The sequence below is a fragment of the Chitinispirillales bacterium genome (assembly GCA_031254455.1).
Lineage (GTDB): Bacteria > Fibrobacterota > Chitinivibrionia > Chitinivibrionales > Chitinivibrionaceae > WRFX01.
Genome location: JAIRUI010000021.1, coordinates 1 through 26,845 on the forward strand (window position 1 = coordinate 1; position 26,845 = coordinate 26,845).

Genomic DNA, 26,845 nt, shown 5'->3' on the forward strand with positions numbered 1-26,845 from the left:
GTTGGGAGTAAGACGGTAACGCAGTCTCTGGATTGCTTCGCTCGCAAAGACGGCAAAACAATTGGTGACGGGAATTCGTCATTGCGAGGAGTGAAACGACGAAGCAATCTATAGACGGACGTTATAGGAAAGAAAAATTATCAAACAGAAGCGTTTGTATAAAAAATAAAAACGGAGAAATTGTTTGTTGATAATAAAACAAAAAATTCATCCGTTGAAACAATATGCCTATAGCGCTTTGTCTAACGAAATTATTGTTTGGTATGGTGAGTCGTTTTTCCGCCGCAAACGTTGCGCATAAATTAGTTTCAACGTGATAGCAAGGGGGAGTTCATGCTCGTAAACGGCAAACATTACAGAACGATTTGGCTCAATCCAAGCGACGATAAAGCGGTTTCGATAATCGACCAGACAAAACTTCCGCATTCGTTTGAAACGATTGATTTACGTTCGGTCGAAGATTTTCGCAGAGCGATCAAAGATATGTGGGTTCGCGGCGCCGGATTAATCGGAGCGACCGCCGGATATGGAATGTATGTCGCCGCGCTTGAAGCGAAAGACGAAAATTTTGACGACGATATAAAAAAATTCGGCGAAATTTTGCTTGCCACCCGTCCTACCGCAAAAAATTTGTCGTGGGCGGTGGAAAGAATGATTAAAAAAATTTGTCGAAACGAACTTTCCGCCGAGCAAAAGCGAAAAATCGCAAAGGACGAAGCCGAGTCGATCGCAAACGAAGACGCCGAATTTTGTAGAAAAATCGGCGAAAACGGGCTTGAAATCATTCGTGAAATTTCCAAGGAAAAAAACGGCTCGACGGTTAATGTCTTGACGCATTGCAACGCCGGCTGGTTGGCTTTTACCGATTACGGTTCGGCGCTTTCTCCGATTTACGCCGCAAAAAACGCCGGAATAGACATTCACGTTTGGGTCGATGAAACCCGTCCGCGTAATCAAGGCGCAAGTTTAACCGCTTGGGAATTAGGGCGGCAAGGCGTAACTCATCACTTGATAGCCGATAATTCAGGCGGGCATTTGATGCAGCGCGGGCTTGTAGATATGGTTATTGTGGGCGCGGACAGAGTGTCGCTGGGCGGCGACGCGGCAAACAAAATCGGAACTTATCTGAAAGCGCTTGCGGCGAAAGACAACGACGTTCCGTTTTTTGCAGCGTTTCCGTCATCGACTTTCGATTTTGAAATTTTTGACGGCGTCTTGGAAATTCCGATTGAAGAGCGCACAAGCCAAGAAGTTCGGGTTATCGGCGGAAAAGATAAAAACGGCGATATTTGCGAGGTTTGTATTTGTCCCGATTCAACCCCCGCAAAAAACTGGGGATTTGACGTAACGCCTGCGCGGCTTATTACAAAACTAATTACGGAAAGAGGTGTTTTTGAACCGAATAAAGATGCGATTTTGAGATTTTATCCCGAAGCGGCGTTATAATTTTTACGCAAAATTTCCAAAATTTCGTCCGCATCATGAATCGTTTTTATCGGCGTCGTCGTCAAGATTTTTCGCCATAACGTCAAGATATTTAATTTGGTCGGTTAAAAATGAACGAAACCGTGAAATAAAACTTTCTTTTTGCGCCGAAAGCGCCCGAATTTCCGATTCTAATCTATATACTCTTTCACGGCTTTCACTTTCGTAACGATCCGCTCTTACCTGCGCTTCTCTTATGATTAATTCCGCTTCTTTTTGAGCGTTCATCCTTGCGTCGTCCGTGGCTCTTTGAGCGGTAAGCAGCGTTTCGCTAAGCGTTTGGTCTATTTTTTTATATCTGTCTAGTTGCGTTTCGACGTCTTTAAGCTTTGACGCCAAAAACGTATTTTCACGCGTCTGTTCTTCAACCTGACTTGCAATTTGCTGTAAAAAACTATCCACGTGGTCTGGGTCAAGTCCGTTAAGCGTTTTTGTTCTAAACGGAAATTTTCTTATTTCAAGAGGCGTAATCTGCATATAAACTCCTTTTTATACGTTGTAATTTCTTGCGCCGACGAGCCGCGTACCGATTCTAATCATAGTCGCGCCGTACTTTATCGCGGCGGCGAAGTCGCCGCTCATACCCATTGACAATTCGCATTTCTTGTTTTCGCATAAAGCGTTTGCCTTTTCGCCGATTTTTGCAAGCGTCTCAAAACTTTTTTCCACAAGCCCCATACTGTCCGTAAGCGGTCCGATTGTCATAAGACCGCAAAAATTTGCATATTTTTTTGCCGCCGCCGCTTCGCACAATTTATACGCCTCGTCTATTGCGCATCCCGATTTGCTTTCCTCGCACGAAGTGTTTACCTGTACCAAAATATTTGTCGCAATTCCCGATTCCTCGCCGATAATGTCGATTTTTTCAAGCAATTTAACGCTATCGACCGAGTGAATATACTTTGCAAGTCCTATCACTTTCCTTACTTTATTCGACTGCAACCGTCCTATCAGGTGCATATTAAAATCGCCTGTAATTTGCGGCGTTTTTTCTATCATTTCCTGCGGACGGTTTTCACCAAGATCCGTTTGCCCCAAATCTATAACCGCCTGCGCGAGTTCTGCGGGATATGTTTTTGTTACGACAATCAAACGAACGGATGAACGCTCGCGCTTTGCCTTTTTACAAGCGTCGGCTATTTCATTCTCGACATTCGCAAAATTCTGCGCAAGATATTCAAACATTTCCCGTTCCTGCTATAAAAGCGATTTTTTAACGACAAAAATAATAATTGGAGAATGTAATATAAAAAGATTTTAAGATTTTTTGAAAATATTTAGTTAATCGTTTATATTATGGAAAGAGATAAAAAATATTATTTTATCGGATGTATGGTATTGGCAAAAAAGATTTTGACTATAACTGCGGTAAAGAATAACGATTAAAAATAACGGGTGGTAAAAAATGGAAGCGGATACAGACTTGATTTTTAGCGATACAGATTATTCAAATGAGCGAAATTGGCTGCGTTTGGGCGGTAATCTTGACAAAAAAGCCGATATTTTTGTAGTTTATCCGACTCTTGTATTCACCTCAAACGTTTGTGACGCGCCGTTTGTGCGCTTAGAAAGCGAATCTATGCGTTCGGCGGCGAAATCCTGGCTGTTTGGAATTGATGACATTATTTCACCGCAGGCAAACGTTTTTTCTCCTTTCTATAGACAGCTAAACGGAGTAATGCTTACAAAATATCCCGCGCGGGAAATGTTTTTGCACACGAATCAAACGCCGCGGGACGATATTTTTACCGCGTTTGATTACTATTTAACCGAAATAAACAAAGGGGAGCGCCCGTTCGTCCTTTTTGGACATTCGCAAGGCAGTCAATTGGTTATGGAACTCGCTACCGTATTTTTGGGCAGCGAAAAATACGGCGGTTACAACAAAAACCACATTATAACATACGCGATAGGAAGTCCGTTTACTCAAAGGGAAATCTGCAAGAATATAAACCTCAAATTTTCATCTCGAAAGGACGATACGGGCGTTATAGTTTCGTGGAACGGTGCGACTGTAAACGAAGCGGCTTTGGGAAAATACGAAAATTTTTTAAGTTGGAAAGACGGCGTCCTGGTTGCAAATCCGGTTTCGTGGGAAACAAACGAAAATCCTGAGTCCGTATTTGTTTCGTCGATTACTCTGTCGGAAAGAACTATTGAAATAAATACCGATATCGTAGTTAAAGCGGAAAAAGAGAAAGGCGTTTTAATTATTGACGCGGATGAAACGAAATTCCCGAATACGCCGCCAGCCGTAAGCAAATTTCATACGAGCGAGATTTTGTTTTTTGCCGATTCCATAAAACGGAACATAAAGGACAGAATAGACGCTTTTGCCGGAAAAAATCAGAATTAACAAAACAAAAAAGACAGTCGATTTCTCAACCGCCTTTTTTATTATTCCAATATTCTATTGCAAAATTAGAAACTTCCCACAAACTCAATGCCGAAACGCTGCCAGTTGTAACCGCTTTTGACATCGCTGTTGTCTGTTTTACTTGTTTCAATAGCCGCATAAGCGGAAGGACCAAGCGCGAGATAGTCGTTTACGCGAAAAAGCCAGCATAAATACATATCGTGATACATAGTCGTCAAATCCTTCTTCTTGTCGTGTTGGTCTGAAGCCCGCCCAAAACTGTAACCTGCGGCTACTTCGTTAACTCCGAAAGTAAATTCGGGGTTAACGCCTGCAAGAAAACCGAACGCCGAGTTCTTTTCTCCGTTGGTTTCAACGTCCAAACCTTTTCCCTTAATATTTCCGAAAGCCAAACCGAGACCGAGATTTACCGACTCGGAAAATTCAACGTTCAAATCTGTTCCGTAAGCCAGCAATATTGAGTTCTTTTTCTTATCGCCTACCGTGTAATTTTGCCAATAGGAGCGGCTTTGAAAAACCGGTGAAAGCGTAACTTTTTCGCCCAACGCTATATCTGCGTCCAAAATAAAACGAAATTCGTTGTGAATATAGTCTTCTTCCGCGTAGTCAAACGTATTTGTCTCACTTGCCAAAGCAGCCGTCAAACGGAGAGAAAAATTTTCGGAAAAATCAAATCCGATTTTAAGTCCGCCCTGCGAATTGTTGTATGCCGTCGCCCAGTTGGCAAAAGAAGTGTAAAGCCCGCCGCCTGTTTCGTATCCGGCCGCCAAATTAAGAACCGTGTTATCGCTTACTTCAAGAAGTCCGCCGCTTAAAGAAAACACTTCGCCCGCTTTCCAAGTAAAATAAGCGTTTGGAAGATATGGGAGAAGTTCTTTAACGCTTCCGTTTTTAAAAGCGAGATTGTCGCATTCGTATCCGGCTTTGTTACTCAAACGAAAATCAAGCGAAAACTTGTCGCCAAAATCCACGCCAAACGACGTATTCCAATTGTACAACACGTTGAACGCGTCGAGTTTGTCGCCGTCTTCAGGCTTGTCTTGCCAATCGTTCTGCATTTCGTACGCAGGATTGATATAGAAATCGCCGGAAAACCTTAGTTTCGCCCCCGATTTTTCTTCTTTGTCGGCGCTCTGAGCAAAAACCGCCGCTGTAAACACCGCTGCGACAAGCAACGGTAATTTGAAAATATTCATATTGTAACTCCTTTCGTTGATTAATTGTTACTTTTCAAACATTTCCTTTTTTTTATTTATCATTTTTTATTTATCACATATATCGCCTCCAATCTTTTGTTTTCATAATTATCGCAATACGGATAACAATCCGCTGTTAATCTTTATTTATACCGCAGGACAATGAATTCGGACAAATTCCACAGCCGCAAGTACATGCGCATTTCCCATTTCGTTTGTTGCGGACTAGATTACACACAATAGCCGTAACTATTACAAGTAATACAAGTCCGGTCAAAATCGTCCCGATATTTTCTGTCAAAAAAGTCGTCAAAGCGTCTCCTCTTGTTTCTTCTTAAACAGTCTTTAATTTTGCCGGACGAAAAAGCATATACAAAAAGCCCGCCGTCAGCAACAACGCCGCCGCTGTTCCCAAACCGAAACTTCCTGATGTAAACAGCATACCTAATTGATAGATACACAGCGACACTATATACGCCAAACCGCACTGATAGCCGATGGCGGCCCAAAACCATTTTGCGTTGTTCATTTCTCTTCTTATAACGCCCATTGCGGCGAAGCAGGGAGCGCATAAGAGGTTGAATACTAAAAACGAATAAGCGGCAAGAGTAGTAAAGCCGGCGGCAAGAGCGCCCCATATTTCCGCGCCGTCTTCGGCAACCTCGGCGAAACCGTAGAGTATTCCGAAAGTTCCCACGACATTTTCTTTTGCGATTAATCCCGTGATGGCGGCGACCGCAGCTTGCCAGCGTCCCCAGCCCAAAGGCGCAAAAATCGGAGCGACGGCGTTGCCCAAAACCGCCAGCATACTTACTTCCATATCAACCATACCGAAACCCTTGTCGTCCCATCCGAACCCGGACATAAACCAAACGATTATCGTAGCAAGAAGGATAATCGTTCCCGCTTTCTTGATGAACGACCAGCCGCGTTCCCACATGCTTCGCAGGATATTAACGACGGTCGGCAAATGGTAAGCCGGAAGTTCCATGACAAAAGGCGATACGTCGCCGGAGAACATCTTTGTTTTTTTCAATATTACGCCGGAACAGATAATCGCCGCAATTCCCACAAAATATGAACTGGGAGCGACCCACCATGTTCCGTTGAACAACGCGCCGGCAATTAACGCGATAACAGGAAGTTTCGCCGAACAAGGTATAAAGGTCGTAGTCATAATCGTCATCTTGCGGTCGCGGTCGTTTTCAATAGTACGCGACGCCATTATGCCGGGAACGCCGCAACCTGTACCGATAAGAATCGGAATAAACGACTTGCCCGACAATCCGAAGCGGCGAAATATCCTGTCCATGATAAATGCGATGCGCGCCATGTATCCGCAGGCTTCCAGAAACGCAAGAAAAATAAAAAGTATAAAAATTTGCGGCGCGAAACCAAGCACCGCACCAACACCCGCCACTATGCCGTCCAGAATTAAGTCTTGCAGCCACTGCGCACAGTTAATCGCTTCAAGAAAACCGCCAAGCATAACAGGAATACCCGGAACCCATACGCCGAAGAAACTCCATCCCTCGCCGAAAACACCCTCGTTAGCCCAATCTGTAGCAATACTTCCTACCGTCGTTACCGAAACAAAATACACGATAAACATTACCGCCGCAAAAATTGGAAGCGCCAAAATCCGGTTTGTCACTACCCTGTCTATTTTATCGGACAGGCTCAAACGTCCTTTGTTTTTTATTTTTATGCAGTCCTTGATTACCGAGTCGATATACGTATAACGCTCGGCGGTGACGATGCTTTCACTGTCGTCGTCCAATTCCGTCTCACATCGTTTGATGTCCTGTTCGATGTGCGCTACCTGTTCGGGTTTGAGTCCAAGATTTTCTATGATTTTTTTGTCTCGCTCAAATAGTTTTATCGAAAAGAAACGCTGTTGTTCGTCTGGAAGATTATGCAATACGGCTTCCTCTATATGCGCCAGGGCATGTTCTACGCCGCCGGAAAAACTGTGCGGCGGGACGGTTTTTGTCCCTCCCGCCGATTTTACAGCCGCTTCCGCCGCCTGTAAAATCCCTGTTCCTTTGAGCGCCGATATTTCCGTCACTTGACAGCCGAGCGCTTTTGCAAGTTTTGCGCTGTCAATCTTATCGCCGTTTTTGCGAACTACGTCCATCATGTTTACCGCGACGACGACGGGAATGCCTAATTCGGTGAGTTGGGTCGTAAGAAACATATTGCGTTCCAAATTCGTACCGTCGATGATATTCAGTATTACGTCGGGACGCTCGCCGGTTAAATAATTTCGTGCGACGATCTCTTCCGGCGAATAAGGCGAAAGCGAGTAAATGCCGGGTAAATCCGTTACCGTTACGTCTTTATGACCTTTCAGTTTTCCCTCTTTCTTTTCTACCGTAACGCCGGGCCAATTTCCAACAAACTGGTTTGAGCCTGTGAGTGCGTTAAAAAGCGTTGTTTTACCGCAATTTGGGTTTCCTGCAAGCGCGATTTTTATAGACATATAATATTCCTTTCCGTCTTAATTCGACTTTGTTTGATTCGCTTCGACTTCTATTAATTCGGCGTCCGCTTTGCGCAGAGAAAGTTCATAACCTCTTACCGAGACTTCTATCGGGTCGCCAAGCGGCGCTACCTTGCGGACGTAAACTTCTACGCCTTTTGTAACGCCCATTTCCATAATTCGACGTTTTACCGGACCGACTCCTCCGATTTTTGCGACCCGATAGTTTGCGCCGGGTTTCGCTTCTTTAAGTGTTTGCATGGTATTTCCTCCTAAACCATAATTTTTGTCGCCATCTCGCGGCTTACTGCGACACGAGATTCTTTTACGTTCACAATTACGTTGCCGTTGTTTTTGGTAACAATCGTAACATGCGTTCCCGGAATAAAACCGAGATTTGCCAAAAACTGCCGCATTTCCTCCCCGCCGCCGACTCTTTTTATGGAGTTTTCCTCTCCGACGTTCGCCATTGATAAAGGCATCATATTCTCCTTCCTTTTTTATATATAAAAATTTTACTAATCTTCGTTATATTAAATCGGTTAGCATAAACTAACCGTAATATAAGTTAGTTTGCACTAACTTGTCAAGTGTTTTTTGAAAAAACTTTATTTTTTATGAATTTTATTGTTTTATCGGCAATTTTGTATTGTAATTATATATATTATAGATTACCGGTTTGGATTGTTTCGTTTCACTAGCAATGACGACACAAGCGCATACCGGTCGTTGACGGGGGAGTACGGCGGCTAAGCAATCTGAAGAAGGAGATGAAAATATGAGCGTAAGCGAATCTACCGAGATGTATTTGGAAACGATACACGTTTTGCAACTCAAAGAAGATAAAGTAAGATCTATCGACATCGTGAACGAATTGGAATGCAGTAAGCCGAGCGTAAGCGTCGCTATGAAAAATCTGCGCGCAAACGGCTACGTTGAAATTGACGAGAACGGTTTCATAACGCTAACTGTCGAAGGACGTAAAATTGCGGAGACGATGTATGAACGGCATATTGCGATTTCCGACTGGCTTATTTTTTTGGGCGTTGATAAAAAAACGGCGGTAAACGACGCTTGCAAAATGGAACACGCTATGAGCGAGAAAAGTTTTACAGCGCTCAAAAAACACATAGAAGAGTGGAAGCGAGAAGTGTACAGCATAAAAAACAAATAAGAAATATCGTTTCTTAATAATTTCTCAATTTTTCTAAAACCGCCCGCGCTTTTCCGGAAACGAGCGCTTGTCTCGCCTCTTCTACAGCCTTGTGGAAATTATTTTGTCCGTTGATGGTGTTTATCGCCGCCGCCGCGTTTACTACGACCACGTCGGTTTGCTCGGAAGTTCCCTTGTTTTCTAAAATATCGATAAATTGTTTGGCTTTTTCTTCCGGCGTTTGTGCGCAAAGTAATCTTTTCGGCGAAATCCTGTTGAAGCCGATTGATTCCGGTTCGATCAAATCCGCTTCGCTGCGGGTTATGGCGTGAAAATCGGCGGTCAGGGAAATTTCGTCAAAAACGTCGCTGCTGTGAACGATAGTAAAATTATCCCGTTCTTCACTCAAAATTTGGTGATATAACTCCGCTACGGTTAGAGAATAAACGCCTACAAGTTGAAATTTCGGCTGGACGGGATTTACGATAGGACCGATAATATTGAAAAAATTCTGTATTCCCAAGTCCTTTCTTATAGGCGAGATATTTTTCATAAAACCGTAATAAAACGGCGAATGCAGATAACAGAAGTTTGTCTCTTCCAATTGTCTTTTCAGGATGTCTTCGTTATCGGTAAGTTTGTATCCTACAGCCGTCATGATGTCGGAAGAGCCGAAAGAACCGGACGCGCTTCCCGCGCCGTGCTTAATTACCGGATAGCCTGCGCCCGCCACTATAAGCGACGAGAGCGTGGAAATGTTGAACGTGTTTTTTCTGTCGCCGCCGGTTCCGCATGAATCGATCGCGTTTAGCGTTCCCAAATTCGGCTTTTTCCCAAGTTCCAAAAACGCATTGCGAAACGCTTTAAGTTCGTCGGTCGTAATTCTTCGCATTTCAAAAATCGTAAGAAAAGCCGCCACCTGTACCGCCGGATATTTTCCAAGCGCCATTCCTATCATTGAATCATGCGCCTCGCTACCGCTCAATATTCCGCCTGCTATGAGTTTATCAAGAATCTTTTTCATTAAATCAGCTCCTGTTTTTGTTTCTACGTAAAGATACTATTTTGTTTGTTTGAAATGAGAAGATTTATGAAATAAAAAACTTTTTTTGTTTCGACGGTTTTTTCTTGACAAACATTACAGTTATTTCGTAGATTTTCACCGTATGAATTTAAGTTAATATTTTAATTGTGGAGGGTATTGAATTATGGATGTTATTGTTCGCAAAGACGCCGATTCGGCTGCCGATTTGGCGGCGAAACTTACGGTTAAGGCAATCAATGAAAAACCGTCTTTGGTATTGGGATTGGCGACGGGGAGAACGATGGAAATCGTTTATGACAAAATTGTCGCGATGCACAAAGCGGGGAAAGTCGATTTTTCGCGTTGTTCGTCGTTTAATCTTGACGAGTACGTCGGACTTGCTCCAGAAGATACAAATTCTTACCGTTCTTATATGAATAAATTTTTGTTTGATCGTGTGAATATCGACAAGAAAAAAACCAACGTTCCGCTTGGAATGGCTAAAGATTTGCAGGAAGAATGCCGCAGATATGAAAAAAACATTCGAAAATCCGGCGGAATTGATTTTCAATTGTTGGGAATAGGCGCATCTGGGCATATCGGATTTAACGAACCTATGTCGTCACTGCGTTCGCTCACAAGCGTAAAAGCGCTTACCAAGGCGACTATCGAGCAAAATTCGCCGCTTTTTCCAAAACCCGATATGATGCCCAAAAGAGCGATTACCATGGGCGTCAATACTATTTTGGGAAGTAAAAAAGCGGTTTTACTTGCGACCGGCGACGCTAAGGCGGATATTATCGCAAAAGCGGTAGAAGGTCCGTTGTGCGCGGCGGTAACCGCTTCGGCGTTGCAATTGCACGAACACTGCGTAGTTATCGTAGATGAGGCTGCCGCGAAAAAATTTACTATGCGCGACTATTACGATTGGGTTTTCAACAGTGAACCCGAATGGGAAGAATACAGATAATTTATCGGTTTATTATTGTTTATCGGTAAATAAAAATAGGCGGTATTTTTTACCGCCTATTTTTATTTTATTTCTCTTCAGCGTTTACTTTTTCACTCCAAGCGGAACATAGTATTTATAGACTTGACCGCTTGCGTTTTTCGCAATAGCCTGAATTATGTACTTTCCGCTTGCGACTTTGCGTCCGTTTCGGTTCGTTAAATCCCATTCGACTTTCAGCGAATTTGCATTGCCGATTTTCTTGGTCATGCCTTTATCGCTGTACAGTACGTTGCCCGTGTTGTCGCTGACAGTAATCGAAACGTCGCTTGGCTGCGGAGTCAAGACTTCAAATTCCGCGTTTTCTACGGCGACCGTTTGATAAAGCAGGATTCCGAATTCGTTTCGTCCTTTCGCCATGTTTGAAATCGCTACGGGATTATTCAGAGTTATCACGGCGGTATCCGCTTTCTCGCTGTCGTCCGTCGCAGACGCTACCACTTTAATGATACTTGCCGTTTCGCTTGCGGGAACGGTTAACGTACCGTTATTTATCGTAGATGTTACGGCGTCAAGAACGCTCCAAACGACTTCCTGTTTTGCGGCGGCGGGAAGAACGCTTTTCGTGAAAGTTACAGGACTTCCGCCTTTTGTTACGTCTCGGGTTTTCGGCGAAACGGAAACAGATGTAACCGGAGGTATCGTAACCGCCGCTTCCGTAGTACATTTCACGGAAGCGTCAAAAGTAGAAGTCGCTACTATTTTTATCGAAGCCGCCGTTTCTCCGACCGCGACGGTCAACAGTCCGTTTGAATTTACCGATGTCGCCGCGATTCCGTTGAGTTTGCTCCAAGTAACGGTTTGCGCCGCTCCGTTAATGGCTTCTACGTTTGCGTTAAACTGCAAAGTTTTGCCTCTTTCCACACTTTCGGAATCGGGGGTGACTATTATATTTTTAACGGCTTTTATTTTTATTACCGCGGTATCTGCTTTATCTTCGTCTCTTTGAGATTTCACCTCGATTAAAATCTCCTCCGCCGTCTCGTCTGCGGCGATTACAAGCGTAGCGCCCGTTTTGGTCTTGTTTTCCAAAACGGTTTCGCTTTCGACATCGCTTATGATCGTCCATTCTACATCGTCGTCGTCATCGTCTTCGTAAATGTTTATCCCGTCTATCGTAACGGTAAAGTCAATAGTCGCGCCTTTGGCAAGAATCGCGTCTTTGGGATTAATTTCTACGCTTGTTATTTCTACCTGCGGTTTATTGCGTTCTATTTTGACGAACGCCGTATCGAAAAATAGTGAATCTTCTTTTGACGTGATAAGTATTTTAAGGCGGTATTGCGTTTCGTCTTTTGAAACCGAAAGAGTCGCGGCGAGGTCTTGTTCGGCGCTAAAAGACGTACCCCCCCCCACATAAACTTCTCCGTCTTCGTCAAGAATACTCCATTCGACCGCACCTGTATAAAGTCCGGTCGTCAAAGCGCTGACCTCAAATTCTATATCCTCGTCGTTTTGGTCGTCCGCTTCAACCGTGAAATTTTTATCGGCTACGTCTTTTATGACGATTTCCAAATCTTTAATCTTGGAATTGATAACTATAGCCGTGTCTTTTTTAAACCGGTTTGCCGCGGATGTCGCTACGACTTTAATCGTATCTGCGGTTTCGTTTTCGCTAAGCGTAAAATTACCGTCTTCGTCTATACTCGTTTCTTCATCGACATCCGTAATTATTTCCCATTTAACTTCGTCCTTGTCTGAAGGATCTACGTCAACCGTCGCCGTAAACCGATACTCGTTGTCGCCGAAAACGTTAAATCTGTCAAGCATAATTTCTTTGTCGTCAATCTCTACGGATTGAACGTCCGCATCAACGATGTAAATAATCACCGTGTCCGATTTCTGGTCGTCGGGCGAAACGTCCGCAGCGTCGGATTTCGCGATTAAAAGCAACGAATCCAAAGTTTCGTTCGCATCGATAGACACCTTGCCTTGCTTGGATATATCCGTTCCTAATTCTGCGTCGTCAAGCGGGATTAAATCCAAAATAAATTTTTTGTTTTTCTCTTCGCCGTTTTCATTATCGTCTCTATCGACCACAAGCACTGTCGCGGTAAAAAATTTATCCTTGCCTTTTACTATGGTTACCGGCTGGGACGGGTCGATTGCTTCAGGAGGATTGTTAAACGAAATTGTTATCGATTTGACAGTCCATTCCGGAAGACAAGTCACTTCTTGCCAATAGTCTGAGGATCTTGAACCGCCGGGTTCTCCGTATAGATCGCAGTTCCAATCACTTTTTAATATACATTTATAGACTTTTCCCTTATTTCGTACAATCGCTCCCAAATCATATTCATGATAAATCGTACCGGTTCCCCCACCAACACTCCAATTAGTCGCCGCTCGACAATCCACCTGCTGAAGTTGCCCCATTACCATAATCGGCAGGCAAAATATTAAACAAAACATTAAAAATTTTTTCACGTAGAACTCCTTTTATTTTTACTGATACTTTTTTACGCCTATAGGAGCGAAATACTGATAAATTTGACTTCCGCTTGAATTTTTAGCCGTCGCCTGAATAATATACGTTCCGCTTGCGGCTTTACGTCCGTTTTTATTCGTCAAATCCCAAGTTATTTCACACGAATTCACATTTCCGTTTTTCTGCGTCCTGTCTTTTTTAGCGAAAAGTATATTGCCCATATTATCGTAAATTATTACGGAAACGTTTGTCTGTTCCGGCGTTAAAACTTCAAATTCCGCTTTATCGCTTACTACGGCGTTATACAGCAGTATTCCGAAATCGCCGCGTCCTTTTACGACGTTATAAGTCGGCGACGCGCCGACAGGTTTAAACGTAACTTTAAGCGTTCGGTCGCTTATTACGTTGGTGAATTCGTAAGATGTAGGATGCCCCCCCCTGAGAACGCCTGATATCAGGACAGAATCGACTTCGTAACCGTTTGCGGGCAAGAAATATATTGTAATAGAACCCTGGTTTTCAACTTCCACTATCCCGTTTGTTCCGCTTGGGTTTGTCGTCCCGTTAGGTCCTGTGGCAATCGTTATTTTACGCTTACCCGGATTAGTTATGGTAACGACCGCCGTATCCGCTTTGTCGTCGTCTTCGATTGAACTTGCGATAACCCTGACGGATGTCGCCGTTTCACCGATTAATACGCTAAGTTCTCCGCTGTTGCTTATCGACGACGCCGTGCCGTCTATGACCGTCCAAATAAGCGTTTGAGGTGCGTTTGACGGGGAAACGACCCCTGTAAATTTCAATTTGGCGCCCTTTTCGACGCTTACCGACTTCGGCGAAACGCTAACCGATTGTACCGACGGGGATTCCTCCGTCCATTTCGCATACAGCGTAATATTCTGCGTCACTTTGTCGTTTGCAAAATTCCACGGCGTCGTTAAACCCGCTTCCTTATACCATCCGTCGAAAGAATAACCGCTTCTATTCGGATCCGTCGGCTTGTTTATTTTTTCGTTTTCTTTTACGTTTGTTATCGAAGAAACGGTTGAACCTCCGTTTGAATTAAACGTTACGGTATAAGTTAAAGGTTGTAATACGGTTACTATAGCGGTGTCCGCTTTGTTAGGATCTTCGGTCGATTTCGCTATAACTCTTATCGTCGTATAAGTTTCATTTTGGTTAACCGTTAGCAACCCGCCGCTATTTATGGAACTCAAGGGATTAAGAGAATAGTACAAACTCCAAGTAACCGTCTCAGGTGCGCCGTCAGGCGAAGATACCGCCGCCGAAAATTGCTTGGTTTCCCCTGGCGATACTTCTGCGTTTTTTGGAGAGACGACTACCGAAGTTACCGTTCCGTTTGTAATAATTACGGTAACGGTGTCCGCTTTCGAGGGGGTAAAAGTAGTAGTCGCATAAATCTTAATAGACGCCGCCGTTTCGCCCGCGCCTACGCTTAAAAGTCCGCTTGAATTTATCGTCGTAGCGGCTGTTCCTCCGATTTTTGACCATGTAACGGTTTTCGGCGCTTCGTTAACGACTTCGACTTCTGCGCCGAACTGCAAATCACCGCCTTTTTGGACGCTTGCCGGATTTGGAGAAATCTTAACGGAAATTACGCTCGGCGCACTGGGGTTATATTGGCACGTTACCTTATCCCAATATTGTGTCCAATTGGTTCCGCTGCCGGGTTTTCCGTATTGCGTGTCTGCATTCCAATTGGTAACCCATTTGCATTTATAATATTCTCCATCGCAACTAACTATTTTACCCATAGTATACTGCGTCCATGTTCCTCCGTTATAATCTCCACAAGTTTCACACCATTCCGTCGCCACCGAACAATCGACTTCTTCCGGTAATTGCCCGGCTACGATCATCGGCAGGAAAAAAATCGCCAAAAACATCAAAAATTTTTTCAAGACAATCCTCCAAGTTTTATATTTTTTTAAGGTTTAAAATAAGTTATGCATAACTTATTTTAAACCTTTTTTAATAATTATATTAAACTTAACCTTTTTTACACTCATCTCTTCACGCCGACCGGAACGGCATAGCGATAATTCTTGCCTCCGTTTTTCGCGGTCGCTTGAATAATATACGTTCCGCTTGCGACACCGCGTCCGTTCTCATTATTAAGCTTCCATTCGACTTTCAACGAGTTTACGCCGTCTGTTTTTTGCGTTCCGCCTTTTTCGACGAACAGTACGTTACCCTGATTGTCGATAATTGCGACCGATACGTCTGCAGGTTCCGGAGTCAACACTTCAAATTCCGCTTTTTCGCTTACCACGGCGTTATACAGCAGTATTCCAAAATCGCCGCGTCCTTTCGCCGCTCCCGAAATCGCAATCGGCTTATTTACGGTTACTATGAAAGCGTCAAACTTCTGACTGCCGTCCGTAGCCGTCGCGACTACGCTGATAGTATTAGCGGTTTCGTTTTCCGATACCGTCAACAGTCCGTTTTCGTCTATGGACGACGCCGTTGCGCCCGTAACTGTCCAGATAAGCGTCTGAGGTGCGTTGTCGGGAAGAACCGTCGCCGTAAATTGCAGTTTGCTTCCTCTATCGACGCTTGCCATATTCGCCGTAACGCTGACGGACTCAACCGCTTTCGCTCTGATAACGACTGTTACCGTATCGGCTTTTTCGTTGTCGAAATTCGATGTCGCTATAATCTTAATCTCGCTTGCCGTTTCTCCGGACGAAACCGTCAACAATCCGCTGTTGTTTATATTCGTCGTGCCTAATCCGCCGCTTTTCTTCCAAGTTACCGCTTGATCCGCTTCGCCGGAAACGGATACTATCGCTTCAAATTTAAGCGTTCCGCCTTTTTCGGCGGTTGCCGGATTTGGAGAAATAACGACGCTCTTTACTTTCTTGACGGCTATAGTTACGATATCGAATTTGTCAGGGTCGTCTTTTGAACTCGCCTTAACTTCGATTTCGTCTTCCGCTTCGTCTTTGGCAATCGTCAGAACGGCGCCCGTTCTTGATTTATCGATTAAAACCGTTCCTTCTGCGGCGTCGCCGATAATTTCCCATATTACGTCGATATCTTCTTCATCGACATTTCCCTCAACTTCGACTTCGACCGTAAGAGCGACCGAACCGCCTTTTTGGACGGTCGTCGTTTGGGCGGATAAGGTTACGCCTGTTACTTCAATCGTCGGCTTATTTGCGCCGATGGTAATAATCGCCGTATCCGACACGTCTTCTTCAAGCGATTTGAAAGCGATTTTGATTTTATACGCCGTTTCGTCCGCCGCGATTGTAAGCGTCATCTCGCTTGTTACGGTCGTTACGCCGTCGGCGGTTACACCGCTTGCGCTTATAGACGAAATATCCGTTCCGTTTTCTACCGGACTTAAGATTTCCCAGTCAATCTCGCCGTCGTATAATCCCGTTACGCTCACTTCGGCGGTAAATTCCACAATGTCTCCCATTGTGGCGTCTTGAGTTTTTCCTTGGATAATTTCAATCGATTTTACCTTGGAATTAATAATTATCGCCCTGTCTTTTTTACTCGGGTCGATTTTCGACGCCGCCTCTATCTCTATCGTGTCTAATTCTTCGTTTTGAGCCAGCGTAAATAAACCGTCCTCGCTTATCGTACTGTTTGAATTATTTGAGATAATCGCCCAATCGACTCCCGTTCCGCTTACCGGTTCTACTTCGATATCCACCGAGAATTGATGCGTTTGATTTTTAATTAAGGTTATTTCCTTATCTTGAATCTCAAATTTAGTAACCACTCCGTTTATGATATTAATCTTCACTCTGTCTTCTCTGGCGTTGACGCTGGATTTTGCTACGACGGTAATTTCATTTGCCGTTTCATCCGCTCCCACGCTCAACACTCCGTCGTTTATCGTCGTCGCCGCCGATTCCTTTCCTATAATACTCCACTCTATCCCTTGATCTGCCGCCGCCGGCAAAACTTCTGTCGTGAAAGAAAGAGTTTGACCTTTTATGCAGAAGTCGTCGTTGGGTAAAATTTTGACGGATTCGACATCAGGCTTGGCGATAGTAACGGTCGCTTCACCCGATATAGTCGGGTCAAATTTTGATGTCGCCGTCACTTTTATCGAAACCGCCGTTTCGTCCGCCGCTACCTGCAATAATCCGTCAATTGATATGGTAGTCGCGGCGTTTGTACTTCCTTCAATACTCCATAAAACTTCTTGTGACGCTTCGCCTGTGGCGTCCACGGATTCAGAGAACCGCTGAGACTTGCCTCTTTCTACCGACGTGACGCTTGACGGCGTCGATGAAACCGTTACGCCCCATACCGCTTTAACGGTTATAGTTACTTCGTCGCTTTTTTCGGGGAATTCTTTCGACGACGCCTTGACTTTTATTGTCCTTATAGTTTCGTTTGCCGCGACGGTCAGTATCGCGCCGTCTTTATCGCCTGATACGGAAGTCCCGTCGGCATGACCTTGGGTGGTTATTTTCCATATGACGTCGTCGCCTTCGATATTCACTCCGTCCACCGTAACGTCCAAAGCCAAGTTTTTACCTTTTTCGACAATATAGCCGTCATTGGCTTCTATGGTTACGTCGTTTACCGTCGGTGTATTTCCCGTAATCACTACCTTCGCTATGTACGATTTATCCGTATCTTCGATAGATCTCGCTTCGACTTCTATCGAAACCGCCGTCTCGTCCGCCGCTATTTTCAATTCTGCGCCGTTGGCGGTCGGCGTCAAAACGGTACCCGTTTTCACCGAACTTATGATATTCCACGTTACCGCACCCGTATATAATCCGGTAGTTTGGACGTTTAAATCAAAATTAACCGTTTCGGCGTTTGTCGCTATTTCCTGATAAAGCGGTTCGATAGACAGCGTTTTGATTTTGGAATTAGTGACGATCGCTTGCGCTTTTTCAGACGGGTCGGCTATCGCCGTCGCTTCTATAATTATTTCATTTTCTTCTTCGTCTTGGGCAAGAGTAAATACGCCGTTAGGGGCGATAGAACTCTTTGCGCTGTTAAGAACGGCCCAAATCACTCCGTTATTCGCCGTTATCGGATCGACGATGACGCTTGCCGTAAACGTCTTCGTATCGCCGTCGCCGATTTTGTTAAATCTGTCAAGCGATATTTCATCGGGGGAAATAATAATAGAAGTTACCTCTCCTTCGATAATATTGACGGTCGCCGAACCTTTTATAGCGGTATTTTCTTTGGATGTCGCCGTTACCGTTAAGGACGTCGCGGTTTCGTCTGCGCCGACGGTCAAAAGTCCGCTTGAATTTATCTCTGTCTGAGCCGACGTTTTTCCGCTTACGCTCCATGTAACGCTTTTGTATTCGTTGTCGTTAGGATTTACCGCTACGCTTGCCGTAAATTGTAGTGTTTTGCTTTTTGCCGCGCTTGCCGAAGACGGCGATACTGATACCGAAGTTACGGTGATAGTCGGAGCGCATTCTCCGATAAACTCAAAATAATTTTGCCAATTACTTATAGTCTCAACTTTTCCATCGTTTTTACCTGATACGCCACCATTATTTTTTACTTTATAAACCTTGTCATCGGCTTTGTATATATCTCCGGCTTTTAAATCAAACCACCAATCTATTGGGAAAGAAGTTATAATTGCACAATTAAACAATCTCTGAATCGTTATTACCGACATATCGGACTTATCGCCGTCTTCCGTAGATTTTACCCAGACATTAATCTGCGAAGCCGATTCGGACGAAGCCGGTCCTACGGTTAATGTCGCACCGGTATTTGATTGATTGCTCAACATCGTCGAAGCGGAACTGTTACCGTCGATTCCCCATATTACGTCTCCGGTGAACAATCCGCTCTTACCGACTTCTACCGTAAAATTCAAACTTTTTTCCGATTTTACGCTTGCTGTTTTCGGCGAGATTGTTACGCCGGTTATAACTCCGACTACGTTTACCGTCGCTTCGTCTTTTTGTGTTGCGTCAAAAATCGACGTCGCTATAACTTTTATCGTCGTCGCGGTTTCTTCGAAGTCAACGTATAAAGTTCCGTCATTCTCGTCGATATATGTTCCTGCGGCGTAAACCGGAGTGGCGTTCGATATGCTCCAAATAACTCCGTCCAAATCGCCGTCGTCATATACTTTGGACAAAACCGCGTCAAATTGCCGCTGTCCGCCGTTTGGAATCGTAACGGTTTTAGGGCTTATTTCAACTTTTGTTACGGCTGGCGTTCCTACGTTCACTACGCTTACCGTCGCCGTTCCAAATTTTAAACCGTCAAATGTCGATGTCGCGATAACCGTTATTTCGTTTGCGGACTCTGAAATGTCGATTGACAAATAGCCGTCGCCGTCTATACTTGTTTCCAAGCTGTTATTGCCTTCGATAGTCCAAGTAACCGTTTCGGGCGCACCGTACATTTGGACTACGATTGCGCTAAACTTGTAAGCGTCTCCTCCTCTTTCCAATTCTATTGTTGATGGGTCAACGCTTACGCTCGTTATACTCATATCGACGACGGATACGGTTACGGTCGCCGATTTCGTATTGTTTTCTTTGGAAGTCGCTTTTACCGTTAAGGATGTTGCGGTTTCGTCTGCGCCGACGGTCAATACGCCGCCGTTTGTTATACTGCTGGCTCCGGACGGATTAGAACCCGTAACGCTCCAATCGACCGCTTTGTATTGTTCTTCGTTTGGGCTAACCGTAACGTTTGCGTTGAATTGCACGGACGCCCCCCCCCTTGCCGCGAAAACTTCGCCGCTTGGCGATACCGAAATGGCAGTTACGTTAATTGGCGGCAGGCAATCAGCGACGTATGTCCAATTGGCGCTAACTCCTGGTTCGCCAAAGCATATTTGACCACTCAAATTGTTTTGGTACACTTTATCTTTATGCTTGACCTGAGTACCAGGATTATGGCACGCATCTTTCCACTCTACAATTTCGCTACAATCAACAGCCGCCGCCACATCTTCCGGCAAAGCCAGAATAAAAAGAATCAAAGACATTGATAAATAACGATATAATTTTTTCATAAGCACCTCGCTTTTTAAATTCTTATATAGTATAAAAAGGTTCAATCCTAATACATTATACTCCAAAACGTCTTTGACGACAAGATAAAGTATCAAATAAAATATAATAAATTATAATAAAATTCGCTTAAATAAATATAATTCTTATAATTTTAACGGTCGTAGTTCGCACATTTACCGGTTTATATCATCGTATAATTTGTGTTTTTACGCGCCGTAAATAAAATAACGGCGTATATGAAACGGGTAAAGCGGCCGCTTGTTTTGGTATTTCTTTATGTAAAAAAACGAATCGCTTGTATCTTATTGAAATTTATCGTATATTTACAGGCGTCTTAGTAAGGGGGACGGTATGATTTTAATTGGAAAGAGGATTATATAAACGCTTTGGAAGAAAAATATGCGAAATTTCAAATTTCCCAAGCGACCGGTTTAACGACGGAAGAAATAGAGAAATTATAAGCTTTAGCGATTGATACGGATTTAATCTGCATTCTTATTCGGCATATTGTATTTTACGCAAAAAAACGGTAGGAGATTAAAAATGTCAAACGTTAAAGGTAAAGCGGGACTTCCGATTCCATTCATAATAAAACATATTATTCCTTGTCTTTTTGAGGATTTGCATAGAATTAATTTGTTGCGTTCGATGTATCGTCGATATTTCAGAAAATACAATCCGAACAGAGACGTGCCTATAAGCCAGATTTCGCTTCGCGTCAACGAAGTTTGCAATTTGCGTTGCGCAAGTTGCGGGCAGTGGGGTGAAAACGGACATTTGCGGGTAAAACAGGAAGCTGGCGAGTCTTTAGACCAACTTGATTTTGAAGTGGTGAAAAAACTTATCGCCGACACCAAACACGATAGTCCGACTTACTATATTTGGGGAGGCGAACCTACTTTGTGGAAACCGCTTGTTCCGCTTTTTAAAGAATTGGGCAAAAACAAATTATACGGCTCGATTGTCTCAAACGCGCAGGCGCTTGAGCCGATTATTGAGGAATTGATCGACACGAAAGCGCTTATGATTTTGTTCTTATCGCTTGACGGCTGGGACAGCGCTTCTCAGAATGAAATGCGTTCTCCGGCGAACGGAAAGAGTTCGGATAATTTTGAAAAAATTATCGGGATAATCGACAAAGTTGACGAAATTAAAAAACGTAAAAAAATAAAATATCCGCTTGTAATGCCGATTACCGTCGTATCAAATAAAAATTATACGCATTTGGCGGATATTCATCGGTTGGTTTTGGATAAAACGCAGTTGCATCCGTATTATTACGGCTGGTATATTACAGAAGAACGGGCAAAAGATCACGAAGCGGTTTACAGCAAGTGTTTTGGTGAAATTCCGACTAAACACCGCGGTTATCTTAAATCGTGTTTTAACGACGTCAACGCGAAAGCCGCCGCCGAACAAATCGCCGAGGTTCTTAAAATTTCAAAAGGACGTTCAAGCGTTCCGCAGATTTTACCCGATATTTACGAAAAAGAAGACATTGAAAGATACTACAACGACCATACTTGGACTTGCGGATACGATAAGTGCCACAGTATTTATCACGTAGTTGAAGTCTCGCCTGACGGACGGGTGACGCCTTGCCGCGATTATCAGGATTATACCGTCGGAAATATAAACGAGAAACCGTTCTATGAAATTTGGAACGGAGAAAAATATAAAGAATTTCGGCGTCAGTTGTCAAAAGGGCTTATGCCGGTTTGCAGCAGATGCTGCGGTTTGCAGGGATTTTGAAATAAAAAACTAAAAATAAACGAGACCTAAAGAGGTCGGAGGAGAATGGTATGAGTGTTGGAAAAGCGGTTTCGCAAAATGAGGAACTGACTTCTGCACAGCAAGAGCAGATGGCGCAAATAAATAAACTTGATTCTATAGAACCGAAAGAGGACGTCGTCGGCGATATGGGCGATACGAAAAAATCGAAATCGGCAAAGGCTACAAAAGCGCAACTTCGTGAATTATCGGAAAGTAAAAGCGTTATTGAAGGGAGAGTCACGGGCGTAAATCGAGGCGGATACAACGTTAAAATTCTCGGTCATAACGCATTTTGTCCGTTTTCGCAAATTGCGGCGAAAAAACCGGAAGATTTGAATTCATTTTTAAACAACACATACGAGTTTGTTATCGTTAAGATCGAATCAAAAGGAACAAATATTATTCTTTCACGGCTTCCGCTTGTAAAAGGCGACATTGACGAGAGAATTAAGCAGATAGAAGAAATAGCGAAAAATAACGAAACGATAAGCGGCGCGATTTCAGGAATATTGATGGACAAAACCAAAAAAGACGAAACCGGCGCGTTTGTCGATTTGGACGGAGTCGAGGGGTTGGTGCATATTTCCGAATTGTCCTGGACGCGGGCGGCAAAAGTCAGCGATGTGGTGAAAGAGGGTGAAACGCATGTTTTCAGAGTGCTTTCGGTCGAAAGAAAAGATCCGCTTGCTTATACCAAAGTAAAACTTTCTCTTAAAAGAGTAACCGAAGACCCGTGGAACAATATAGAAGACGTAGTGAAAGTCGGCTCAACGGTTGATGCGGTTGTCGCCAGAATTGCGCAAAACGGAGCGTTTGTCACTTTGGAAAATGGCGTTGAAGCCTTAATTAAAACGGAAGATTTGAGTTGGGAAAAGTTTAAGAAAATTTCTTCCATAGTAAAAAAAGGTCAGAAAATTTCGGTCAAAGTTATTAATGTTAATATTGAAAAACGCCAGATTGATTGTTCTCTCAAAGACGAAAAGAATAATCCATGGTCGGATATCGCAAGTAAATATACGGCCGGTTCAAAGGTTAAAGGAATTGTCGCCGACGAAAAGGAATACGGATACTTCATAGATTTTGAATTCGGTATTACCGGACTTCTGAATAAAGCTCGTATTGCCAGTGAAAAAGGTAAAAAAGACGGTATTTGGAAAAAAGGCGAGGAAGTTGAAGTAACGATTCAATTTGTCGATGTAGAAGAAAGAAAAATTGTACTTTCCTATGGCGAAGCGGAATTTGTTCCCGCTCAGATTTTCGAACAAACGAAAAAGAAAAAGGAGAAGTCGTCCAAATCGTCAAAATTGCCGGCAGTCAGTTACGATACTGCGCGGCAAAGTATAGACGAAACAAGCGAATTTGCAAATTTACTTAAAAACGCGCTTACGCTTAAAAATAAATTAAAGAAATAAAAAGGAAAAACTTTACGCTTTAATCGCTTCCGCCGGACATGCGCTTTCGCAAGCGCCGCAGTCGGAACATTTGTCCGCGTCAATTTCGTATTTTCCTTGTCCTTCGCTAATCGCTTCAAGCGGGCATTCAGATACACAAGCGCCGCATGATAAACATTCATCGGTAATAGTATGAGCCATAAATCAAACTCCTTAATATAGATATAAAACAATATTAGAAATATATAATTTATTATTTCGTTTTGTCAAGTACTTAGTTGTAAATATTCGGTTTTATTCTTGATTTTATTATATTGAAAAAAATTCTTATTAAGGAAAATTTTACTCTGTGTTATTTGTTAAAGTATGCGGAATTTTTTGTGAAATCTCGTTTAACGGCGGATTATTATTTGTTGGCACAGATTTTGAAAGTTAAATATTAAAGGACAAAAATGGGGAAGGAGTCCGTTATGAATAATACAATCAATAATCAATCAAAAGGAGTAGAGTACTCCAATCTTTACAGAAATTTGCATAAAGAAGTTTCTGAACAGAATATAAAAACGGCGCGATTGCCGCAAGATTCGCTTTTAAATTATATTGACAGGCAAAAAAATGATAAAGTCGAATTAAAATATGACTTATTCGTCAATAACGATAATGATTCGGAAATAGAAAAGCTGAACAAAGGCAGCGCCGCCGCGGTCTTAAATATTCTTGTCGGCGCTATTAAACAAGGTTCCGGCGCTGCGTATGACACACAAAATAAATTGCTTGCCAATCGAATTATGGCGCTTTTAAAATCGTAAAAATGGCTTCCTTGAAATAAATCCATCCTAAAAATATGTCGGATTTTAATTAGTCCGGCATATTTTTTATGCCTGATTTCAAAACGTCTGTCATTGAAAAACACTGTCCGCCGCCTAACGGTTTTAAATTATTAGCAAGAAATAATGTTGCGTCAACGGTTCCTTCCGCATAAATATTTCTTCCGCAAACGTTGTGTTTAAATTCAAAAGCGACGGTTTTGTCTTCGGATTCTAATCGGTACGTGTGAAATGCGTGTCCCAAAAGATAATTTTGTGGAACGCCAAAGTTTATCTGTTCTTCTTCTCTGCGTATTTTTTGTATATCGTCGTAAGAAATTTGAGCGACGCCCATTTTGTTGAACGTATCGACTATCGCTTTTGCCGTTCCCGAAGTGTCCGCTTTGGTTTTTTGGTGGCTTTCAGCGACCGAGAGTTTGTAATTCTTGTATAAATCTGGAAAGTCGCTTTGCATTTTTTCAAACATAAGCTGTAACGCGGCAATTTGTTTTGCCATATTCGGGGCTATTACGCAAGATAATTTCGCCGTATCGACGTCTTCTTTCAATTTTTTTCGATCGCCGCCCGTTGTTCCCATTACAAACGGCAGGTCGTGCGCAATATAAAATTCTGCGTTTGAATTTACAGAAGACGGGTGAGTATAATCGACCGAAATAAACGGCGCAAATTCACTTTTTATTTTTTCAATAACATTTTTACGATCGTTCGGAAGTATCAATTTTATGTCTTTGCTTCCGATTTTTATTTCTTTTTCCGTAATATCCGGACCGGTTAAAGAATAAGGTATTATTTCAAGTCCTCTTTTTTGCGCAATTATTGCAAATTCTTTCGCCATGTTTCCGGGTAATCCGTTTACCATTACTTTGACAGACATTTGTTAATTCTTTCTTTATTCGTTAAAAAATTCCGCGTCCGATATTTCTTCCCGCGGTTCCGGGCTGATTTCCGTTTTTAATTTTTCTTCGTTAAGCAGTTCTAATTTTGTAGTTTTTATAATGTGCGGAGTTACGAAAATAACAAGGTCGCGTTTATCGTTAATCTTTGAATGCTTTTTGAAAAAATACCCCAAGATAGGAATATCTTTCAAAAAAGGAACGCCGGTACTGTTTTCTTGCTTGTCATCGCTGGTAAGTCCCGCTATAACGATTGTTTCTCCATCCTTAACGACAACGTTGGTTTTTGCTCCCTGTTCGTGAATGACGGGTCCTTGTTCCGACATTTCATAAGATTTCTTGGATGGGTTAAGAGCCATTTTAATATGTCCTTGTCCTGTAACGGTCGGCGTTACTATAAGTTCCGTTCCCGCATCCACCATTCTATATGTCGTATTTCCCGCATAGTCTAGGAAAGTAAGAGGAATCTGGCTGCCCATGAATATTCTCGCTTCTTTGTTTTCAAGTGTCGTAATTTGCGGCTCGGCGATAATTTCGCTGTTTGTTTCGGTGAATAAATATTCCATAGCTATTGAGAATCCTTTGGGATCAAGAACGCCGTAAGTCGCCTTTTGAAACGCCTGGTCTATGATTCCCTGCCCTTTTGTCGCGCTTGGAAGATGCGTCAACTCTTTTCCTTTTCCGTCAAAAAAACTCCATTGAATACCGATTCCGTTTTGATCGCCGGAAGATACTTCTACAATTTTCGCCGAAATTGAAATTTGCAGCATTTCTCTATCCATATCGTCAACAAATTCCTTGATTAAATTAATGTTTTTTGCAAGTTCGTGAATAATTATGGAATTTGTGTGTTTTACTTCTACGGCTTTTCCTCTTGGCGACAAAATATCGCGAAGAGGGGAGAGCATGTCGTCTGTAGTCGTGTTTTTTAATTTTATTGTAAATTTTTCCAATTCTTCATATTGTTCCAAATTTCTTGCCGACAGCAATTTGCGGATGTCTTTTTCGTTCAAATCGCTTTCTAATGCTATATAAACGTAACTGTTATCGATATATCTGAAAGTAAAGCCTTTTGTTTGGCATATTATCTTTATAACGTCCTGCCATGTTTTATCTCTAAGTAAAATATTTATCTTTTCAGATGCGATTTTAGTATCTGCGACAAAATCAACTCCGCTGACCGCCGATATATGCGACACGACCGATTGAAGCGTGGCGTCTTGCCATTCCCATTTTGCGTAGGTTTTATTATTTTTCCCCACAGGCAACTGGCTGCCGAACGAGTATAGAGGAATGAGTAAAAATCCCCAAAACAAAAGTAATCCGAAAGGATGTAAATTATTTTTTTTCATACTAAACCTATCCTTTAATTAGTAATCAATTCTTTTTCAACCGTATATGAGAAAGTCGATTCCCGCATGAGAAAAACCACTTTATTCGGCTCTATACGTAATAATTTTCCGCTTACGACAGGGTCGCCGACTTTCATAGAAAACGAAATTATTGTATTATTATCTTTTTTCTCTTCAAAAAGCGCTATTGCGTCATAAACGTCATACAAAATTCCGACAAGCGTTATGTTGTTTATATTCGGCAGCCCGTCTCTTATAAAACTTGATTTGTCAAGCGGTAGGAACGGGTCTCTGCCGCTTTTTTGGTAAGCATAAACGCTTTTTACAACGACCGAATCTACTTTTGGCTCGGGCGCCTGAGAATCGACGCTTACCGTCTGTTTCTTTTTTTTAGTGTCAATTATAGTAATTATTTGTCCGTTATCGTATTCGTTTTGTTTTTTTGTTTTTT

General features: G+C 42.9%; 22 protein-coding genes. 7 read left to right on the plus strand and 15 right to left on the minus strand.

Annotated elements, in window-relative coordinates; translation table 11 throughout:
* Nucleotides 1-333: 333 nt before the first annotated feature.
* Nucleotides 334-1,446, plus strand: a complete 1,113-nt coding sequence (mtnA, locus tag LBH98_01355) for an S-methyl-5-thioribose-1-phosphate isomerase (protein ID MDR0303404.1) — start codon at nucleotides 334-336, stop codon at nucleotides 1,444-1,446.
* Nucleotides 1,447-1,479: 33 nt separating this feature from the next.
* On the opposite strand, the gene LBH98_01360 is transcribed toward mtnA, so the two are convergent.
* The gene (locus tag LBH98_01360; protein MDR0303405.1) at nucleotides 1,480-1,962 is read right to left on the minus strand and encodes a DivIVA domain-containing protein; all 483 of its coding nucleotides are present in this window, start codon (nucleotides 1,960-1,962) and stop codon (nucleotides 1,480-1,482) included.
* A gap of 12 nt (nucleotides 1,963-1,974) precedes the next feature.
* Nucleotides 1,975-2,670, minus strand: coding sequence for a YggS family pyridoxal phosphate-dependent enzyme (locus tag LBH98_01365; GenBank protein MDR0303406.1), 696 nt, complete (start codon nucleotides 2,668-2,670; stop codon nucleotides 1,975-1,977).
* 220 nt (nucleotides 2,671-2,890) lie between these two features.
* Here LBH98_01365 and LBH98_01370 point away from each other — a divergent pair, with 220 nt between their 5' ends.
* Nucleotides 2,891-3,841 (plus strand): DUF3089 domain-containing protein, encoded by a 951-nt coding sequence (locus tag LBH98_01370; protein MDR0303407.1) that lies wholly within the window; start codon nucleotides 2,891-2,893, stop codon nucleotides 3,839-3,841.
* A gap of 65 nt (nucleotides 3,842-3,906) precedes the next feature.
* On the opposite strand, the gene LBH98_01375 is transcribed toward LBH98_01370, so the two are convergent.
* The 5 genes from LBH98_01375 to LBH98_01395 all read right to left on the minus strand — a co-directional run bounded on the left by LBH98_01375 (nucleotide 3,907) and on the right by LBH98_01395 (nucleotide 8,025).
* The gene (locus LBH98_01375) at nucleotides 3,907-5,058 is read right to left on the minus strand and encodes a hypothetical protein (GenBank protein MDR0303408.1); all 1,152 of its coding nucleotides are present in this window, start codon (nucleotides 5,056-5,058) and stop codon (nucleotides 3,907-3,909) included.
* Between the two features lie 136 nt (nucleotides 5,059-5,194).
* A complete protein-coding gene (locus tag LBH98_01380) occupies nucleotides 5,195-5,371 on the minus strand; it encodes a FeoB-associated Cys-rich membrane protein (protein ID MDR0303409.1) in 177 nt (58 codons plus the stop codon).
* 21 nt (nucleotides 5,372-5,392) lie between these two features.
* Nucleotides 5,393-7,540 carry a ferrous iron transport protein B gene (gene feoB, locus LBH98_01385; GenBank protein ID MDR0303410.1) on the minus strand — a complete coding sequence of 716 codons (2,148 nt, stop codon included), beginning with the start codon at nucleotides 7,538-7,540 and terminating at the stop codon, nucleotides 5,393-5,395.
* Nucleotides 7,541-7,558: 18 nt separating this feature from the next.
* On the minus strand, nucleotides 7,559-7,801 hold the full coding sequence (locus tag LBH98_01390) for a ferrous iron transport protein A (protein ID MDR0303411.1): 243 nt from the start codon (nucleotides 7,799-7,801) through the stop codon (nucleotides 7,559-7,561).
* An 11-nt stretch (nucleotides 7,802-7,812) separates the two neighbouring features.
* Nucleotides 7,813-8,025 (minus strand): ferrous iron transport protein A, encoded by a 213-nt coding sequence (locus LBH98_01395; GenBank protein ID MDR0303412.1) that lies wholly within the window; start codon nucleotides 8,023-8,025, stop codon nucleotides 7,813-7,815.
* 293 nt (nucleotides 8,026-8,318) lie between these two features.
* Here LBH98_01395 and LBH98_01400 point away from each other — a divergent pair, with 293 nt between their 5' ends.
* A complete protein-coding gene (locus tag LBH98_01400; protein MDR0303413.1) occupies nucleotides 8,319-8,714 on the plus strand; it encodes a metal-dependent transcriptional regulator in 396 nt (131 codons plus the stop codon).
* A 13-nt stretch (nucleotides 8,715-8,727) separates the two neighbouring features.
* On the opposite strand, the gene trpD is transcribed toward LBH98_01400, so the two are convergent.
* Nucleotides 8,728-9,717 carry an anthranilate phosphoribosyltransferase gene (trpD, locus tag LBH98_01405; protein MDR0303414.1) on the minus strand — a complete coding sequence of 330 codons (990 nt, stop codon included), beginning with the start codon at nucleotides 9,715-9,717 and terminating at the stop codon, nucleotides 8,728-8,730.
* A 184-nt stretch (nucleotides 9,718-9,901) separates the two neighbouring features.
* Between trpD and nagB the strand changes: the two genes are divergently transcribed.
* The gene (gene nagB, locus LBH98_01410; GenBank protein MDR0303415.1) at nucleotides 9,902-10,687 is read left to right on the plus strand and encodes a glucosamine-6-phosphate deaminase; all 786 of its coding nucleotides are present in this window, start codon (nucleotides 9,902-9,904) and stop codon (nucleotides 10,685-10,687) included.
* Between the two features lie 84 nt (nucleotides 10,688-10,771).
* Here the strand turns inward: nagB and LBH98_01415 are convergent, their stop codons facing one another.
* The 3 genes from LBH98_01415 to LBH98_01425 form a co-directional block, all read right to left on the minus strand.
* Nucleotides 10,772-13,153 carry an Ig-like domain-containing protein gene (locus LBH98_01415; protein MDR0303416.1) on the minus strand — a complete coding sequence of 794 codons (2,382 nt, stop codon included), beginning with the start codon at nucleotides 13,151-13,153 and terminating at the stop codon, nucleotides 10,772-10,774.
* 18 nt (nucleotides 13,154-13,171) lie between these two features.
* The gene (locus LBH98_01420) at nucleotides 13,172-15,076 is read right to left on the minus strand and encodes an InlB B-repeat-containing protein (GenBank protein ID MDR0303417.1); all 1,905 of its coding nucleotides are present in this window, start codon (nucleotides 15,074-15,076) and stop codon (nucleotides 13,172-13,174) included.
* Nucleotides 15,077-15,180: 104 nt separating this feature from the next.
* Entirely contained in the window at nucleotides 15,181-20,157 is a 4,977-nt protein-coding gene (locus LBH98_01425; GenBank protein MDR0303418.1) for an Ig-like domain-containing protein, read from the minus strand.
* A gap of 544 nt (nucleotides 20,158-20,701) precedes the next feature.
* Between LBH98_01425 and LBH98_01430 the strand changes: the two genes are divergently transcribed.
* Both LBH98_01430 and LBH98_01435 read left to right on the plus strand, forming a co-directional pair.
* Nucleotides 20,702-21,910 carry an SPASM domain-containing protein gene (locus LBH98_01430; protein ID MDR0303419.1) on the plus strand — a complete coding sequence of 403 codons (1,209 nt, stop codon included), beginning with the start codon at nucleotides 20,702-20,704 and terminating at the stop codon, nucleotides 21,908-21,910.
* A gap of 50 nt (nucleotides 21,911-21,960) precedes the next feature.
* Nucleotides 21,961-23,343, plus strand: a complete 1,383-nt coding sequence (locus tag LBH98_01435) for a S1 RNA-binding domain-containing protein (protein ID MDR0303420.1) — start codon at nucleotides 21,961-21,963, stop codon at nucleotides 23,341-23,343.
* Between the two features lie 12 nt (nucleotides 23,344-23,355).
* Here the strand turns inward: LBH98_01435 and LBH98_01440 are convergent, their stop codons facing one another.
* Complete coding sequence (locus LBH98_01440; GenBank protein ID MDR0303421.1) at nucleotides 23,356-23,523, minus strand: 4Fe-4S binding protein; 168 nt, start codon at nucleotides 23,521-23,523, stop codon at nucleotides 23,356-23,358.
* Nucleotides 23,524-23,792: 269 nt separating this feature from the next.
* Here LBH98_01440 and LBH98_01445 point away from each other — a divergent pair, with 269 nt between their 5' ends.
* Entirely contained in the window at nucleotides 23,793-24,131 is a 339-nt protein-coding gene (locus tag LBH98_01445) for a hypothetical protein (GenBank protein ID MDR0303422.1), read from the plus strand.
* A 49-nt stretch (nucleotides 24,132-24,180) separates the two neighbouring features.
* Here LBH98_01445 and dapB read toward each other — a convergent pair whose 3' ends face one another.
* From dapB to LBH98_01460, 3 genes are all read right to left on the minus strand, one after another.
* Nucleotides 24,181-25,023, minus strand: a complete 843-nt coding sequence (gene dapB / locus LBH98_01450) for a dihydrodipicolinate reductase (GenBank protein MDR0303423.1) — start codon at nucleotides 25,021-25,023, stop codon at nucleotides 24,181-24,183.
* 15 nt (nucleotides 25,024-25,038) lie between these two features.
* Nucleotides 25,039-26,394: a hypothetical protein gene (locus tag LBH98_01455; GenBank protein ID MDR0303424.1), complete on the minus strand. Its 1,356-nt coding sequence runs from the start codon at nucleotides 26,392-26,394 to the stop codon at nucleotides 25,039-25,041.
* Between the two features lie 14 nt (nucleotides 26,395-26,408).
* On the minus strand, nucleotides 26,409-26,845 hold a 437-nt coding region (locus tag LBH98_01460; protein ID MDR0303425.1), incomplete at its 5' end, for a hypothetical protein.